This window comes from Streptomyces sp. NPDC090025 (assembly GCF_044748125.1).
Lineage (GTDB): Bacteria > Actinomycetota > Actinomycetes > Streptomycetales > Streptomycetaceae > Streptomyces.
Genome location: NZ_JBIVFL010000004.1, coordinates 1 through 15501, shown reverse-complemented (window position 1 = coordinate 15501; position 15501 = coordinate 1). Strand labels below are relative to the sequence as shown.

Genomic DNA, 15501 nt, shown 5'->3' with positions numbered 1-15501 from the left:
CGCCATGACCGACACGGACCAGTCCCGCACGGACCAGTCCCGCGAGGAACCGGCCGCCCGCTGGTTCGACGACGACGCGGGCCCGGTGGTCCGCCCGTACGCGATGACCCGCGGCCGGACCAGTGCCGCCACCCGCCACCGGCTCGACCTGATCGCGCTGGTGGTGCCCGAACCGGCCGCCGACGATCCCGGCCGGGACCAGACGCTGTCCCCCGAGCACGTCGAGATCGTCGAACGCTGCGCCGACCAGCCGCAGTCGATCGCCGAACTCGCCGCGGGACTCGACCTCCCCGTCGGGGTGGTCCGGGTCCTCGTCGGCGATCTCGTCGACGACGAGCTCGTCCATGTGACCCGCCCCGTTCCGCCGGCCGAGCTGCCGGACGTGAGCATCCTCCGCGAGGTGATCAATGGCCTTCGGGCGCTCTAGCTCCGGCGGCGCGAGCCGCAGGCAGCCCCCGGTCGAACCGGTGACCCTGAAGATCCTGGTCGCGGGCGGCTTCGGCGTCGGCAAGACGACCCTGGTCGGCGCCGTCAGCGAGATCCGGCCGCTGCGCACCGAGGAGGTGCTCAGCGAGGCCGGCCGGCCGGTGGACGACCTGCACGGCGTGGAGACCAAGTCGACCACCACCGTCGCCATGGACTTCGGCCGGATCACGCTCCGCGAGGACCTGGTGCTCTACCTCTTCGGTACGCCCGGGCAGGACCGCTTCTGGTTCCTGTGGGACGAGCTGGCGCAGGGCGCGCTCGGCGCGGTGGTGCTCGCCGACACCCGCCGTCTTGAGGACAGCTTCGCCGCCATCGACTACTTCGAGCGGCGCGGCATCCCGTTCACGGTGGCCGTCAACTGCTTCGAGGGTGCGCGGAGTTACCCGCCGGAGTCGGTGCGCGGCGCGCTCGACCTCGACCCCGAGGTGGAGCTGCTCATGTGCGACGCGCGGGACCGCGAGTCGGTGAAGAACGTCCTCGTCGCCGTCGTCGAGCACGCCATGGAGCTGGCCGCCGGGCCCGCCGCGCTGACCAACTGAGGTCCGCGCGCCGGGCCTTGGCGGCAGGGCGCCCGCGGGATGCCGACGCCGGGCGCGGTCAGCGGACCGCGACGACGGCCGAACCGTGCCCGAACAGGCCCTGGTTGGCGGTGATCCCGGCCCGCGCCCCCGGCACCTGCCGGTCGCCCGCCGTGCCCCGCAGCTGCCAGGTCAGCTCGCAGACCTGGGCGATGGCCTGCGCGGGCACCGCCTCGCCGAACGAGGCGAGCCCGCCGCTCGGGTTCACCGGGATCCGGCCGCCGAGCGCCGTGGCGCCCTCCCGCAGCAGCTTGGCGCCCTCGCCGGGCGGGCAGAGCCCGATGTCCTCGTACCACTCCAGTTCCAGGGCGGTGGAGAGGTCGTAGACCTCGGCGAGCGACAGCTCGTCCGGGCCGAGCCCGGCCTCCTCGTACGCGGCCCTCGCGATCGAGGCGCGGAAGGAGTGCGGCGAGGGGGCGACGGCGACCGCCGAGTCGGTCGCGATGTCCGGCAGGTCGAGCACCGCCTTCGGATAGGTCGGGGTGACCGTGGACACCGCCCGGATCCGCACCGGGTCCCGGTGCCCGTGCCGCCGGGCGAAGTCCAGGCTGGACAGGACGAGCGCCGCCCCGCCGTCGGAGGTCGCGCAGATGTCGAGCAGCCGCAGCGGATCGGCCACCACGGCCGAGGCCGCCACCTCGGCGGCGGTCACCGGCGTGCGGTAGCGGGCCCGCGGGTTGAGCGCGCCCGCCGCCGCGTTCTTCACCTTCACCTGGGCGAAGTCCTCGGCGGTGTCCCCGTACAGCGCCATCCGGCGCCGGGCGTACAGCGCGAAGTACGCCGGGTTGGTCGCGCCGAGCACCCGGAACCGCAGCCAGTCCGGATCGTCCGGGCGGTCGCCCCCGGCCGGGGCGAAGAAGCCCTTCGGGGCCGCGTCCGCGCCCACCACCAGGACCACGTCGGCGAGCCCGGCCAGGATCTGCGCCCGGGCGGTGTTCACGGCCTGGGCGCCCGAGGCGCAGGCCGCGTAGACGCTGGTCACCCGGGCGCCCTGCCAGCCGAGCGCCTGCGCGAAGGTGGCCCCGGAGACATAGCCGGGGTAGCCGCCGCGCACGGTGTCGGCGCCGACGATCGAGCCGACGTCGGACCAGTCGAGCCCGGCGTCGGCGAGCGCGGCCCGGGCCGCCGCCGTGCCGTACGAGACGAAACTCCGGCCCCACTTGCCCCACGGGTGCATGCCCGCCCCGAGGACGGCGATGTCGTGCGCGCCCGTCGTCTCCGTCATGCCCGCTCCCCTTCCCGGCCCGTTGCGCGGTCCGCCGCGGCCACCGGCCGCCAGTGCCAGGTGGTCCAGATGTGCTCGTCGTCCTCGTTCAGCACCCCGGGCACCAGCTCCACCTCGGCGCCGATCGCCAGGTCCGCCGTGCCCACGCCCGGCGCCGCCTGCCCGAGCACCACCATCGCCTCCGTCGCCAGCTCCACCGCGACCAGGACGTACGGCACCCAGGGCGTGTCCGGGTCGGAGACGTACGGGGCGGGCGGCCGGTAACGCCCGTCGGTGTACGACCAGATCCGGCCGCGCCGGGACAGCGGGGTCTCGGCGAGCTCGCCGCCGCCCGGACAGCGCGGATTGCGGCAGCTGTCGTCCTCGCGCGGGAAGAACACCGACGCGCAGGCCGTGCAGCGGGTGCCGAGCAGCCGGAAGTCCGCCTCGGGGACGGCGCCGTCCGTCCCCTCGGCGGGATCGGTGAACCAGCCGGTCACCACCGGCCTGCGTGTGCGTGCCATGAAACCGGGCCTCCCCATTATCTGACGATCCGTCAGGAGTCTGGCACGGGCGGCCCGATGGGGGAAGACATCAGTGTCCGGCCACCGACCGGCGGGACACCGGGAAATCGAAGAACGTGGTGGGGAACGGCTCCGGCCTGAACGTGAAGTGCCACCACTCCTCGGGCAGATTGACGAACCCCTGCTCGGCGAGCGCCCCGCGCAGCAGATCACGGTTGGCCCGCCGGGCCCCGTCGATCCGTGGATCGTCGGTGTGCGACAGCGTGTCGAAGCAGTCGAAGCCGGTGCCCATGTCGAGCGAGCTCTCCGGGAACCGCTCGGCCTGCGGCCGGAAACACTCCACCTGCGGCTCGCCCGGCACCCACGGCCGGGTGGGCCGCGCGGGCAGCCGCACCACGGTCACGTCCACCGTGGAACCCCGGCTGTGCCCGGACTTCTCCGCGATGTAACCGTCCAGGAACAGCCGGGACTTGGCGACCAGCGGATAGAACTCCCGCTTCATCCGCTCGTCGTCCAGGTCCTTCGCCCAGCGCACGAAGTGGTCGACGGCCCGCTGCGGCCGGTAGCAGTCGTACACCTTCAGCGTGTAGCCCCGGGCGAGCAGCCGCCGCTGCGCCCGGTGCAGTGCCTCGGCGGCCGGCCGGGTCAGGACGCACAGCGGCTGGCGGTACCCGTCGATCCGCTCGCCCACGAAATTGTGCGCGCCCGCGTAGCGCATCTCCTGACGGATCGTCGGATCGATCCGGTCCAGGGCCACGAACTCCGGCGGCGCCTTCGGCTCCGGCGCGGGACGCGGGCCCGGCGCCGCTTCGGCCGACGGGACGGCGGCGGTGACGGCGAGCAGCCCGGCGGCGGCCAGCGCGCCCAGGACCCGGCGGGCGGCGGCGAGCCCGCGCCCGGTGCGGCCCGGCCCGGTGCGGTGCGTCGCCGTCGTGTGCGTCGCGGTGCGGTGCGTGAATGCGGTCATGGGCCCGGTCTACCCGGAACGGCCGCGCCGCGAAAGGCCGATCGCGTACGGTCGGCCGGTGACCGACTCTCCCGCCGCCCCGGCCCCGCACACCCACTGCTCGTCCTGCGGCGCCCGCCACCGGGCCGACGCCGGCTGGCCCCGCACCTGCCCGAGCTGCGGCACCACCGCCTACCGCAACCCGCTGCCGGTCGCCATCGCCCTGCTGCCCGTCACCACCGGCACCGGGTCCACCGCCCTCGTCGTCATCACCCGCACCATCCCCCCGGCCGCCGGACAGGTCGCGCTGCCCGGTGGATTCATCGACTTCGGCGAGGACTGGCAGCACGCCGTGGCCCGCGAGCTGTACGAGGAGACCGGCATCCCGGCCACCGCCGACGAGGTCCGCCTCGCCGACGCCCTCAGCTCGCCCGCCGGACACCTCCTCGTCCTCGGCCTGCTCCCGCCCCGCCCGGCGGACACCCTGCCGCCCCCGGCCCCGACCGACGAGACCACCGGCCACCATCTGCTGCACGGCCCCGAGGAGCTGGCCTTCCCGCTGCACACCGAGGCGGTACGGCGCTTCTTCAGCGGCGCCTACGACCGCTGACCCCACACCGGGCCAGGCCCCCGCGGCCCGGACCGCCCGGGCCCGCGCCCGCTACGGCGCCAGGCCCCGCACCCGTACCGGCAGGTCCGCGGGCACCGGCCCCGCGTCCGTCACCCGCTCGACCACCACCCGGCCGTCCACCAGCCGCGACTGATAGCGCTCGATCTCGGCGGGCTCCCAGCCGTCCCCGGCGTCCCGCACCACGAGCCCGCCGCCGGTCCGCCCGGCCTGCGGCGCCCACACCTCCAGGGCGAGCCCCGCGCCGTCCTCGTCGCGCACCGGCAGCACCGCGCCCGCCCGGGCGAGCACCGGCACCCGGGACAGCGGCGCGTCGAGCAGCACCTGACCAGGACCCTCGTACGCGGCACCGGTCGCCGTGTCGTACCAGCGGCCGCGCGGCAGCCGCACCGCCCGCCGGTCCGCGCCGCCGCTCAGCACCGGCGCCACCAGGAGCGCGTCACCCAGCAGGAAGGCGTCCTCGCAGTCCCGCAGCGCCCGGTCCTCCGGCGTGCCCCACCACACCGGCCGCACGTACGGCGCGCCCGTCGTCCGGGCCAGCCGCGCCAGCGTCACGAAGTACGGCAGCAGCCGCTCCCGTTCGGCGAGCGCCACGCGCGCGTGGGCCAGCACCTCGGGGCCGAACTCCCACGGTTCGCGCCGCCCCGCGTCGATCGCGGAGTGGGTGCGGAAGAACGGCAGCCACGCCCCCAGCTGGTACCAGCGCAGGAACAGCTCGGGCGACGGACTGCCGTCGAAACCGCCCACGTCGGGACCCGAGTACGGCACCCCGCACAGCCCCAGCCCGAGCACCAGGGCGAGCGAGGCCCGCAGCCCCGGCCAGCCCGTCGCCACATCACCCGACCAGGTGCCGCCGTACCGCTGCATCCCCGCCCAGCCGGACCGCGAGAACAGGAACGGCCGCTCCTCGGGCCGCAGCGCCCGCAGCCCCTCGTAGCCCGCCCTGGCCATCGTCAGGCCGTACACGTTGTGCGCCTCGCGGTGGTCGCCGCCCCGGCCCTCCAGGGAGTGCCGGGCCGAGCGCGGCAGCGTACGGTCCCCGAACGGGGCGAACGACACCGGCTCGTTCATGTCGTGCCACACCCCCGAGAAGCCCTGCCGCAGCCGCTCCTCGTACAGCCCGCCCCACCACGCCCTGGCCGCCGGATCGGTGAAGTCCGGATAGGCGCACTCGCCCGGCCACACTTCGCCGCGCACCTCCGCGCCCCGGTCGTCGCGCACGAACGCCCCGGCCGCCCGCCCCGCGTCGTACACCGGGTCGCCCGGCTCCGCCCTCACCGCCGGATCCACGATCGACACCAGCCGCACCCCGCGCCCGCGCAGCTCCGCCGCCAGCCCCGGCAGGTCCGGGAACCGCTCCCGGTCCACGGTGAACACCCGGTGCCCGGCGTAGTGGTCGATGTCCAGATGGAGCACCGACAGCGGCAGGCCGCGGTCCCGGTAGCCGTCCACCACCCGGCGCACCTCCCGCTCGCTGCCGAAGCCCCAGCGGGCGTGCTGTGGGCCGAGCGCCCAGGCCGGCGGCAGCGCCGGGGCCCCGGAGAGCGCCGCCCAGCCGTGCAGCACGCGCGCGGGGGTGCCGACCACCACCCAGCAGCGCAACGGGCCGCCGTCCATCCGCAGTTCGCTGGTGCCGGGCCGGTCATGGCCGGATCCGGCGCCCTCCTCGCCCTCGGTGAGCACCACCCGCCCGTCCCACGAGTTGTCGTAGAACGCCAGATGGGTGCCCGCGTCCGCGACCACCAGCTGCACCGGCATGGTGATGTACAGCGGATCGTCGCCCGGAACGAACGGCGCCTTCGGATCGGTGTTCCACAGCCGGTACACGCCGTCCCGCAGCCGCGGCCCCGCCGCCCGCCCGCCGAGCCCGAAGAACCGGGCGTCCGCCGCCACCTCGCTGCGCTGCACCCAGCGCGCCGCCCCGCCCCGTACCGGCTCCCACCAGCGCGGCGGCAGCTCCCGGCGCAGCACCACGCCACCGGGCGTACGCACCTCCACCGCCCCGTGCCGGGACACCACCACCGTCACCCGCTCCGACACCACCCGCCAGCCGCCGTCGGTGTCCGGCTCCAGGACGGCCCTGGGGTCCGGCCCCGGCGGCTGCCCGCAGAGCCCGTACGACGGCAGCGGCTCGGCCCCGTCCCACGCCCAGAACACCGTGCCGCCCGCCGACACCGAGACCCGCAGCTCCGAGCGGGCGAACCGGAGGATCCCGCCGCCCGGCGCGGTCTCCGCCGTGCTCACCGGACCCGGCACCCGGGCCCGCTCCGCGCCCGGCGGCGGCAGCGCCCGCGCGTCCGTCCGCCGCCGCAGCCACGCCGAGCGCACCCCCCGCAACCCCCGCACCGAAACCGTTTCCCGCACCGAGCGCACCAGCTCACGACCGTCCATGCAGCTCAGCCTGCCATCCGCGCGGAGCGGTATGCGCTTCGTTCAACTGCCGTTCACCTGTGGTGCGGGCACATATTCAACCGTCCGACCATGGGCGGCGAACCCTGGTGCGAAAGAGGTTCCCATGGCATCGTCCCTGTCAGCCGCGTCACGCGCACACCCCAGCACGTGCGCGCGACCCACGCAGACCCGCGTACAGCCAGGGAGCCGACCCATGACATCGCAGACCGAGCCGCTGTGGCAGCCCGACGCGGACCGCATCGCCGCGGCCGCCGTCACCCGCTTCCAGGCATGGGCCGCCGAGCGCCGCGGAGCCCCCGCCGAGGGCGGCTACCCGGCCCTGCACCGCTGGTCCGTCGACGAGCTGGACACCTTCTGGGCCGCCGTCACCGAATGGTTCGACGTCCGCTTCGGCACCCCGTACGAGCGCGTCATCGGCGACCGTACGATGCCCGGCGCCGACTGGTTCCCCGGCGCCACCCTCAACTACGCCGAGCACGCCCTGCGCGCCGCCGAGGACCGCCCCGACGCCGCCGCGCTGCTCCACGTCGACGAGACCCACGAGCCCACCCCGGTCAGCTGGGCCGAGCTGCGCCGCCAGGTCGGCTCGCTCGCCGCCGAACTGCGCGGCCTCGGCGTCCGCCCCGGCGACCGGGTCAGCGGCTATCTGCCGAACATCCCCGAGGCCGTCGTCGCCCTGCTCGCCACCGCCGCCGTCGGCGCCGTCTGGACCTCCTGCGCCCCCGACTTCGGCGCCCGCAGCGTCCTCGACCGCTTCCAGCAGGTCGAGCCCGTCGTCCTGTTCACCGTCGACGGCTACCGCTACGGCGGCAAGGAGCACGACCGCCGCGCCACCGTCGCCGAGCTCCGCGCCGAACTCCCCACCCTGCGCGCCGTGGTGCACATCCCGCTGCTCGGCACCGCCGCCCCTGAAGGCGCCCTGGAATGGTCCGCGCTGACCGCCGCCGACACCGAACCGGTCTTCGAGCAGGTGCCGTTCGCCCATCCGCTGTGGGTGCTCTACTCCTCCGGCACCACCGGCCTGCCCAAGGCCATCGTGCAGTCCCAGGGCGGCATCCTGGTCGAACACCTCAAGCAGCTCGGCCTGCACTGCGACCTCGGCCCCGACGACGTGTTCTTCTGGTACACCTCCACCGGCTGGATGATGTGGAACTTCCTCGTCTCCGGCCTGCTCACCGGCACCACCGTCGTCCTGTACGACGGCAGCCCCGGCTATCCGGACACCGCCGCCCAGTGGCGGATCGCCGAGCGCACCGGCGCCACCCTGTACGGCACCTCCGCCGCGTACGTGATGGCCTGCGCCAAGGCGGGCGTCCACCCGGGCCGCGACTTCGACCTGTCGAAGGTGGGCTGCGTGGCCACCACGGGCTCCCCGCTGCCGCCGGACGGCTTCCGCTGGCTGCACGACGAGGTCCGCGCCGACCTGTGGATCGCCTCGGTCAGCGGCGGCACCGACGTCTGCTCCTGCTTCGCGGGCGCCGTCCCCACCCTCCCGGTCCACATCGGCGAGCTCCAGGCCGCCTGCCTCGGCACCGACCTGCAGTCCTGGGACCCGGCGGGCAAGCCGCTGACCGGCGAGGTCGGCGAGCTCGTGGTCACCAACCCGATGCCGTCGATGCCGATCCGCTTCTGGAACGACCCCGACGGCAGCCGCTACCGGGACAGCTACTTCGAGATGTTCCCGGGCGTCTGGCGGCACGGCGACTGGATCACGATCACCGACCACGGCTCCGTCGTCATCCACGGCCGCTCCGACTCCACCCTCAACCGTCAGGGCGTCCGGATGGGGAGCGCCGATATCTATGAGGCCGTCGAACGCCTCCCGGAGATCCGCGAATCGCTCGTCATCGGGATCGAGGAGCCGGACGGCGGCTACTGGATGCCGCTCTTCGTCCACCTGGCCGAAGGCGCCACCCTCGACGAGGAGCTCGTCGGCCGGATCCGCGCCACCATCCGCACCGAACTCTCCCCGCGCCATGTGCCCGACGACATCATCGAGGTCCCCGGCGTCCCGCACACCCTGACCGGCAAGCGCATCGAGGTCCCGGTCAAGCGCCTCCTCCAGGGCACCCCGATGGCCCGCGCGGTCAACCCGGGCTCGGTCGACGACCTGGAACTGCTGCGCTTCTACGAGGAGCTGGCCCGCAGCCGCGCCGAGCGGTAGCGGGACCGGCGGCCGCAGGCGTACGGCGCGGCGGTACGGCGGGGCTCACCCGCCGTACGTCGCCTGCGCATCCCCGAGCACCGCCGCGAAGTCCGCCGCGAGCCGTACGCACTCCGCCGGCGGGAGCGCGGCCGTGGTGATCCGTACGGCGGTGGGCGCGTCGATCCGGAACCGGGCACCGGCCGCCACCCACCAGCCCCGGGTGCGCAGCCCGTTCACCACCGCCGACTCGTCGCGCACCGGCACCCACACGTTCATCCCGCAGCCCGGCTCGGCGCGGATCCCGTACCCGGCGAGCGCCTGGGTCAGCGTCCGGCGCCGCTCGGCGTACGCCGTCTCGCCCGCCGTCACCAGCCGGACGACCGCCGGGTCCGCGAGCAGCCGGGCCACCGTGTCCTGAAGGATGTGGCTGACCCAGCCCGAGGTCATCAGGAGCCGCCCGTCGTGCCGGGCGATCGTCACCGGATCGCCCGCCACCCCGGCCCACCGCAGATCGACGCCGAGCCGCTTGGACACGGTCCGCACCTGCGCCCAGCGCTCCAGACCCGCTGCCGCGAGGGTGGGCGCGGCCGGTCCTTCGAGCGGCGCGGTGTAGTCGTCCTCCACCACCAGCACCTCGGGGGCGTCCCGGAGCAGCGCCACGAGGGCGTCCCGGCGGGCGGGGGAGAAGGACGCCCCGGTGGGGTTCTGCCCGCGCGGGGTGCAGACCAGGGCGCGGACTCCGGCCCGCAGGGCCGTCGCGAGGCCGTCCGGGGTGATGCCCTCGCGGTCCACCGGGACCGGGACCATCCGCAGGCCGAGGGCCGGGACCAGGTCGAGCAGATGGTGGAAGCCGGGGTCCTCGACCGCGACCGCGTCGCCGGGGCGCAGTTCCACGGCGAGCAGCCGGGCGACGCAGTCGAGCGCGCCGTGCGCGAAGCTCACCTGTTCGGCGGGCACCTCGTCCCGGGCGTACCAGGCACGGGTCAGCCCGGTGAGCGCGTCGAGCCGGGGCGCGGCGCGGTGCGAGCCGAACCGGGGGCGCAGTTCGGCGGGCGGGCACAGCACCGGCAGGAACGCGGGGTCGGGATGCCCGCCCGCGAGGTCCACCAGGCCGTCCGGAACCCGCAGCGGGCGGCGCGAGGCCACCGAAGGCGCCTGGGCGATCACCGTGCCGCCGCGGCCCCGGGTGACCACCAGGCCCCGGCCGCGCAGTTCCTTGTACGCGGTCGCCACGGTGCCGGGACTGACGCCGAGGTCGTCGGCGAGCCGCCGCACCGGAGGCAGCGCGTCCCCCGGCGCGAGCTCGCCCTCGGAAACGCCCCGCTCGACGGACGCGGCAATTCCCTTGGCCGTCGTCCCACTGATCGCATATTGTGTTGCCACGTACTGAACTATGTATCAATACATAACTCGCGTCAAGGGGGAACCGAGTGAGCCGCCCGACTCCACGCCACCGCACCGTCCTCGACCGCATACCCGGCGGCCGTGACGGCCGCCGCATGCTGGTCGTCAGCATCATCGACAAGACCGGCACCGGACTCTGGGCCGGCTGCACCGCCCTCTACTTCACCTACGTCTCAGGACTCGGCCTCGGCCAGGTCGGCCTCCTGATGACCATCTCCGGCGGCGTCGGCCTCGCGGGCGCCCCCATCGCCGGCCGCCTCGCCGACCGCTTCCCCGTCGTCCGGCTGATCGTCGCCACCCAACTCCTGCGCGGCGCCGCCCTGCTCGCCCTCCTCACCACCGACCACTACCTCCTCCTCACCCTCTACTCCGCGCTCGGCGCCCTCCCCGACCGCGCGGGCAGCGTCCTCATCAAGCTCTACGCCGCCCGCCTCGCCGGACCGGACCGCGTCCGCTACCAGGCCATCCAGCGCACCACCGTCAACATCGGCTGGTCCATCGGCGGCCTCGGCGCCGCCGCCGCACTCGCCACCGGAAGCGTCGACGCCTACACCTACCTGCTCGTCGGCAACGTCCTCTCGTACGCCGTGATCGCCGCCCTCACCCTGCGCTGCGCCGAACCCCCGGCCCCCGCCCGTGTCGTCACCACCTCCACCGACGCCTCGGCCGACGCCTGCGCCGACGCCTCGGCCGACGCCTGCGCCGACGCCGTCCGTGACCGCCCCGCGAACCCCTGGCGCGACCGCGTCTTCCTCGGCTACACCGCCACCGACGCCGCCCTCTTCCTCGACGACACGATCCTCCAGGTCGCCGTCCCGCTCTGGATCGTCCACGCCACCGACGCCCCGGTCGGCCTCGTCCCGCTGCTCCTGGTCCTCAACACCGTCCTCGTCGTCCTCTTCCAGGTTCCGCTCGCCCGGTTCGGCGCCACCACCCCCGCCGCCCGTCGGCTCCTCGTCCCGCTCGCCGGACTCTTCGCCGCCGGCACCCTCGGCCTCGCCGTCTCCGCCACCGGCGGACCCGTCCTGGCCACCTGCGCCCTGATCGCCGCCGTCATCGCGCTCACCTTCGCCGAGATCATCCACGCCACCGCCTCCTGGGAACTCTCCGTCGCCCTCGCCCCCGCCGAGGCCCAGGGCAGCTACCTCGGCTTCCACGGCCTCGCCCAGTCCGGCCAGCGCTTCGCGGGCCCGCTCCTGGTCACCGGCGTCATGGCCGCGGGCCCGCTCGCCTGGCCCGTGCTCGGCCTCGCCCTCGTCGGCGCCGCCGCCACCCAGCACCGGCTGCTCCGCGACCACGTCACCCCGGCCGCCCCAGCCCCCGCACCGGCCGCGGATCCGTCACTGTCAGTGCCGACGGTTACGGTGAGTGAGAAGTGATGGACGGCGAAAGCCACCGCACCCAGGGGGACCCATGACCCAGCACCACCCGACCCGGCCCACCCACCACGACCACCCGACCCGCCCGACCCGCACCACCGCCCGCCGCACCCTGCGCCGCGAGACCACCGCCACCCTCGGCCTCCTCGCCGACACCGAGGACTTCACCGCCATGCGGCGCTACGCCACCTTCCCCTTCACCAGCCACACCGACTACCTGCACCACGTCGAGAACCACCTCAAGACCCTCCGCGCCACCGGTGGCCACACCTCCGTCACCCTCTTCGACCCCGAGGACTACGCCGACCACTGCGCCGCCACCGGCCGCGACCCCGACCACCCCACCAGCCGCGCCCACTACACCGCCGACCAGGCCACCACCGGACCCCACGTCCCCTACACCGGACAACCCCTCGCGACCCTGCTCGCCACCCTCGTCGAGGTCACTGTCCGCCACACCACCTGGGAGTACGCCACCCTCCTCCTCGCCGAGGCGGGGGAGTGCCCCGACTGCGGACGCCACATCGGCCACGCCGCCTTCGCCCGCGCCTCCCTGCTGCTGCTCCGCCTCCTCGACGCCGCCGGACCCGGCACCCACCACCTGGTCTGCAGCGTCCCCGCCGACGAGGACCAGCTCGTCGCCGCACTTCGGACGGACCCCCACAGCACGGGACCTGACCTCCTCGACACCCCGCACGGCGGAGAGTTCGTCACCGTCCTCGCCGCCGGCATCGCCCTCGGCGGCCCCGGCGGGGTCGTCCTGCGCACCACCACCCCCGGCCACCCCGACCGCCTGCACGGCTGGCGCCTCGCCGAAGGACAGCTCCACCCCCTCACCGAGGCCGAGGTCTTCGACGCGTACTGCACCGACGCCCACACCGGCGACCCCATCGCCCCCGAACCCCACGTCCACCACCTGGCCGGACTCCCGCTCGACCCACTGCCCGACACCGACCCCCGGCACCACCCGCACTGAGACGCGAGAACACGCGAAAAAAAGGGGCTCCCCGCCAGAACCTGGCGAGAAGCCCCTTCACCCCGGCCTACGGCCGGACCACCCGGATCACTCTCCGGACAGCACCGCCTGCGCGGCCAGCCGCGCGTCGTGCGCGGTGTCCGCCGCACGCGCCGCGGCCGCGGCACGCTCGCACTGCGCCAGCGTGTACTTGGCCAGCGTCGCCCGCACGTACGGGATCGACGCGGCGCCCATCGACAGGGAGGTCACACCCAGACCCGTCAGCACACACGCGAGCAGCGGATCCGACGCCGCCTCACCACAGACACCACAGCTCTTGCCCTCGGCCTTGGCCGCGTCCGCGGACAGCGCCACCAGGTCGAGCAGCGCCGGCTGCCACGGGTCCTGCAGCCGCGACACCGCACCCACCTGACGGTCGGCCGCGAAGGTGTACTGCGCCAGGTCGTTCGTGCCCAGGGACAGGAACTCGACCTCCTGCAGGATCGAACGCGCCCGGAGCGCGGCGGACGGGATCTCCACCATCGCGCCGAACTTCGCCCGCAGACCCGCCTCACGGCACGCGTCGGCGAACGCCTTCGCGTCCGTACGGTCGGCCACCATCGGCGCCATGACCTCGAGGTACACCGGCAGCCCCTCGGCCGCCTTCGCCAGCGCGGTCAGCTGCGTGCGCAGCACCTCCGGGTGGTCGAGCAGCGAACGCAGCCCCCGGACACCGAGCGCCGGGTTCGGCTCGTCCACCGGCGTCAGGAACTCGAGCGGCTTGTCGGCGCCCGCGTCCAGCACCCGGACGACCACACGGCCCTCCGGGAACGCCTCCAGGACCTTGCGGTACGCCTCGATCTGCTTGTCCTCGGACGGCGCCTTCTTGCTGTCGTCCAGGAACAGGAACTCGGTGCGGAACAGACCCACGCCCTCGGCACCGGCCTCGACCGCCGCCGGGACGTCGGCGGGACCGCCCACGTTCGCGAGCAGCGGCACCTTGTGCCCGTCGGAGGTGGCACCAGGACCGGAAGAAGCGGAGAGAGCGGCCTTGCGCTCCGCGGCGGCCCGCGTCAGCGCCGCCTTCTTCTCCTCGCTCGGGTCCACGAAGATCTCACCGGTGGAACCGTCCACCGCGACGACCGTGCCCTCGGCCAGCTCACCCGCACCGGGCAGCGCGACCACGGCCGGCACACCCAGCGCCCGCGCCAGGATGGCGCTGTGGCTGGTCGGCCCGCCCTCCTCGGTCACGAAGCCGAGCACCAGCGCCGGGTCGAGCAGCGCCGTGTCGGCGGGAGCGAGGTCCCGCGCGATCAGCACGTACGGCTCGTCGCTGTCCGGCACACCCGGCATCGGCACGCCCAGCAGGCGCGCCACGATCCGGTTCCGCACGTCGTCCAGGTCGGCCACCCGGCCGGCCATGTACTCACCCGCACCCGCGAGCAGCTCGCGGTAGTGCGAGAACGCGTCGTAGATACCGCGCTCGGCCGTGCTGCCGACCGCGATCCGGCGGTCGACGTCGGCGATGAGCTCCGGGTCCTGGGCGATCATCGCCTGGGCCTCGAGCACCGCCTGGGCCTCGCCACCGGCCAGATTGCCGCGCGCAATCAGGTCGGCCGCCACAGCCTCCACCGCCTGGCGGGCGCGCCCCTGTTCGCGCTCCGCCTCATCGGCCGGAATCTGCTTGGCCGGCGGCTCGAGAACCGCCGTGCCCATGTGCCGGACCTCGCCGATCGCCACTCCGTGGCTGACGCCGACGCCTCGCAGCGTTGTCTCCATCTCACCCGTCTCCGGTAGAAGCGGCGGCCGGGCCGCCGCGTTGAATGTCGTAAGCGCTCGTCAGGACGACGAGCTGGCCGTCAGCTCCAGGAGAAGAGCGCGTCGCCGGCCTTCACGTCCTGGTCGTCGATGACATCGGAGAGCGAGTCCGCGGTGGCCTCGAGCGCCACGATGGGACAGATGGGGGACTTGCCGGCGGCCTCGACCTCGGCGGGGTTCCAACGCACGACGGCCTGGCCGCGCGTCACGGTGTCACCCTTGTTGACCAGAAGCTCGAAGCCCTGGCCGTTGAGCTGAACGGTGTCGATCCCGAGGTGGGTGAGCACACCGTGGCCCTCGCTGTCGACGACGACGAACGCGTGCGGGTGCAGAGAAACGACGACACCGTCCACGGGCGAGACGGCCTCGGACGCCTCACGTACGGGGTCGATTGCGGTGCCGGGCCCGACCATCGCGCCGGAGAAGACGGGGTCGGGAACATTGGCGAGACCGATGGCGCGTCCAGCGAGTGGCGACGACACGGTTGTCATGGGAAGCCTCCCAGGGGCGGAGATTGTGTGGCGCCGTCACTACCTGTCCTGGACGGCGTACTGTTCAGAAGCCTAAGTCATAAGAAGTCCCAGTTCCGCACGAGACGTACCAGTTGGCAGACCTAGGGACGACGGCAAGCGATTTGCCTCTAGAGGCGACGGGATGTACTGTCGTACTCCTGCCTGACCCCAACGCGGCTTTGAGTCGTGGGTCGGCAGCGACTATCAGTCAGATCCTAACCCCAGTGGTCTACACCTCTGCATGCTCGCAGACGGAGTGGTCAGGGGGAGCGGAAAAGCCTGGTAGTGTTTGACCCCGCCGAAGGTTCGCAAGGTGAATGCCTGGCAAATGAACCGGAAAGCACCGAGGAAATCGGGTCGAAAAGATCTGATAGAGTCGGAAACGCAAGAACGAAGGAAGCGCCCGGAGGAAAACCCGCGAGGGTGAGTACAAAGGAAGCGTCCGCACCTTGAGAACTCAACAGCGTGCCAAAAATCAACGCCAGATTAGTTGATACCCCGTCCATCTT

The 15501-nt window shown here is 73.8% G+C and carries 14 protein-coding genes; 6 read left to right on the top strand and 8 right to left on the bottom strand.

All coding sequences use genetic code 11. The features are described 5' to 3' along the window. The first annotated feature begins 4 nt into the window (after nucleotides 1-4). Both ACIPXM_RS12650 and ACIPXM_RS12645 read left to right on the top strand, forming a co-directional pair. A complete protein-coding gene (locus ACIPXM_RS12650) occupies nucleotides 5-427 on the top strand; it encodes a DUF742 domain-containing protein (protein WP_401654834.1) in 423 nt (140 codons plus the stop codon). Then, on the top strand, nucleotides 408-1025 hold the full coding sequence (locus ACIPXM_RS12645; protein WP_401654833.1) for a GTP-binding protein: 618 nt from the start codon (nucleotides 408-410) through the stop codon (nucleotides 1023-1025). The genes ACIPXM_RS12650 and ACIPXM_RS12645 overlap by 20 nt, the downstream gene beginning before the upstream one ends. Before the next feature lie 58 nt (nucleotides 1026-1083). Here the strand turns inward: ACIPXM_RS12645 and ACIPXM_RS12640 are convergent, their stop codons facing one another. The 3 genes from ACIPXM_RS12640 to ACIPXM_RS12630 form a co-directional block, all read right to left on the bottom strand. Next, nucleotides 1084-2289: a lipid-transfer protein gene (locus ACIPXM_RS12640; RefSeq protein ID WP_401654832.1), complete on the bottom strand. Its 1206-nt coding sequence runs from the start codon at nucleotides 2287-2289 to the stop codon at nucleotides 1084-1086. Further along, the gene (locus tag ACIPXM_RS12635) at nucleotides 2286-2792 is read right to left on the bottom strand and encodes a Zn-ribbon domain-containing OB-fold protein (RefSeq protein WP_401654831.1); all 507 of its coding nucleotides are present in this window, start codon (nucleotides 2790-2792) and stop codon (nucleotides 2286-2288) included. The genes ACIPXM_RS12640 and ACIPXM_RS12635 overlap by 4 nt, the downstream gene beginning before the upstream one ends. 70 nt (nucleotides 2793-2862) lie before the next feature. Continuing rightward, the gene (locus tag ACIPXM_RS12630; RefSeq protein WP_401654830.1) at nucleotides 2863-3759 is read right to left on the bottom strand and encodes a M15 family metallopeptidase; all 897 of its coding nucleotides are present in this window, start codon (nucleotides 3757-3759) and stop codon (nucleotides 2863-2865) included. Between ACIPXM_RS12630 and ACIPXM_RS12625 the strand changes: the two genes are divergently transcribed. After that, the gene (locus ACIPXM_RS12625; protein WP_401655201.1) at nucleotides 3758-4348 is read left to right on the top strand and encodes an NUDIX domain-containing protein; all 591 of its coding nucleotides are present in this window, start codon (nucleotides 3758-3760) and stop codon (nucleotides 4346-4348) included. The genes ACIPXM_RS12630 and ACIPXM_RS12625 overlap by 2 nt on opposite strands. Nucleotides 4349-4399: 51 nt before the next feature. Here the strand turns inward: ACIPXM_RS12625 and ACIPXM_RS12620 are convergent, their stop codons facing one another. Then, nucleotides 4400-6757, bottom strand: coding sequence for a glycoside hydrolase family 31 protein (locus ACIPXM_RS12620; protein WP_401654829.1), 2358 nt, complete (start codon nucleotides 6755-6757; stop codon nucleotides 4400-4402). A 214-nt stretch (nucleotides 6758-6971) separates the two neighbouring features. Between ACIPXM_RS12620 and ACIPXM_RS12615 the strand changes: the two genes are divergently transcribed. Then, nucleotides 6972-8942, top strand: coding sequence for an acetoacetate--CoA ligase (locus ACIPXM_RS12615; protein ID WP_401654828.1), 1971 nt, complete (start codon nucleotides 6972-6974; stop codon nucleotides 8940-8942). Nucleotides 8943-8987: 45 nt separating this feature from the next. Here the strand turns inward: ACIPXM_RS12615 and ACIPXM_RS12610 are convergent, their stop codons facing one another. Then, nucleotides 8988-10307, bottom strand: coding sequence for an aminotransferase class I/II-fold pyridoxal phosphate-dependent enzyme (locus ACIPXM_RS12610; protein ID WP_401654827.1), 1320 nt, complete (start codon nucleotides 10305-10307; stop codon nucleotides 8988-8990). 47 nt (nucleotides 10308-10354) lie between these two features. Between ACIPXM_RS12610 and ACIPXM_RS12605 the strand changes: the two genes are divergently transcribed. After that, entirely contained in the window at nucleotides 10355-11707 is a 1353-nt protein-coding gene (locus ACIPXM_RS12605; protein WP_401654826.1) for an MFS transporter, read from the top strand. Nucleotides 11708-11741: 34 nt separating this feature from the next. Beyond that, complete coding sequence (locus ACIPXM_RS12600; protein WP_401654825.1) at nucleotides 11742-12683, top strand: hypothetical protein; 942 nt, start codon at nucleotides 11742-11744, stop codon at nucleotides 12681-12683. A gap of 87 nt (nucleotides 12684-12770) precedes the next feature. On the opposite strand, the gene ptsP is transcribed toward ACIPXM_RS12600, so the two are convergent. The 3 genes from ptsP to ACIPXM_RS12585 all read right to left on the bottom strand — a co-directional run. Continuing rightward, nucleotides 12771-14441, bottom strand: coding sequence for a phosphoenolpyruvate--protein phosphotransferase (gene ptsP / locus ACIPXM_RS12595; protein WP_401654824.1), 1671 nt, complete (start codon nucleotides 14439-14441; stop codon nucleotides 12771-12773). A gap of 80 nt (nucleotides 14442-14521) precedes the next feature. Then, nucleotides 14522-14971 (bottom strand): PTS glucose transporter subunit IIA, encoded by a 450-nt coding sequence (locus ACIPXM_RS12590; RefSeq protein WP_401654823.1) that lies wholly within the window; start codon nucleotides 14969-14971, stop codon nucleotides 14522-14524. A 281-nt stretch (nucleotides 14972-15252) separates the two neighbouring features. Continuing rightward, nucleotides 15253-15501: hypothetical protein (locus ACIPXM_RS12585; RefSeq protein WP_401654822.1), on the bottom strand; the 249-nt coding region annotated here is incomplete at its 5' end.

Excerpts from the sequence above, each read along its gene's own strand:
- ACIPXM_RS12650 (WP_401654834.1), top strand. The coding sequence starts at position 5 with ATGACCGACACGGACCAGTCCCGCACGGACCAGTCCCGCGAGGAACCG.
- ACIPXM_RS12645 (WP_401654833.1), top strand. The coding sequence starts at position 408 with ATGGCCTTCGGGCGCTCTAGCTCCGGCGGCGCGAGCCGCAGGCAGCCC.
- ACIPXM_RS12640 (WP_401654832.1), bottom strand. The coding sequence starts at position 2,289 with ATGACGGAGACGACGGGCGCGCACGACATCGCCGTCCTCGGGGCGGGC.
- ACIPXM_RS12635 (WP_401654831.1), bottom strand. The coding sequence starts at position 2,792 with ATGGCACGCACACGCAGGCCGGTGGTGACCGGCTGGTTCACCGATCCC.
- ACIPXM_RS12625 (WP_401655201.1), top strand. The coding sequence starts at position 3,758 with ATGGGCCCGGTCTACCCGGAACGGCCGCGCCGCGAAAGGCCGATCGCG.
- ACIPXM_RS12630 (WP_401654830.1), bottom strand. The coding sequence starts at position 3,759 with ATGACCGCATTCACGCACCGCACCGCGACGCACACGACGGCGACGCAC.
- ACIPXM_RS12620 (WP_401654829.1), bottom strand. The coding sequence starts at position 6,757 with ATGGACGGTCGTGAGCTGGTGCGCTCGGTGCGGGAAACGGTTTCGGTG.
- ACIPXM_RS12615 (WP_401654828.1), top strand. The coding sequence starts at position 6,972 with ATGACATCGCAGACCGAGCCGCTGTGGCAGCCCGACGCGGACCGCATC.
- ACIPXM_RS12600 (WP_401654825.1), top strand. The coding sequence starts at position 11,742 with ATGACCCAGCACCACCCGACCCGGCCCACCCACCACGACCACCCGACC.
- ptsP (WP_401654824.1), bottom strand. The coding sequence starts at position 14,441 with ATGGAGACAACGCTGCGAGGCGTCGGCGTCAGCCACGGAGTGGCGATC.
- ACIPXM_RS12590 (WP_401654823.1), bottom strand. The coding sequence starts at position 14,971 with ATGACAACCGTGTCGTCGCCACTCGCTGGACGCGCCATCGGTCTCGCC.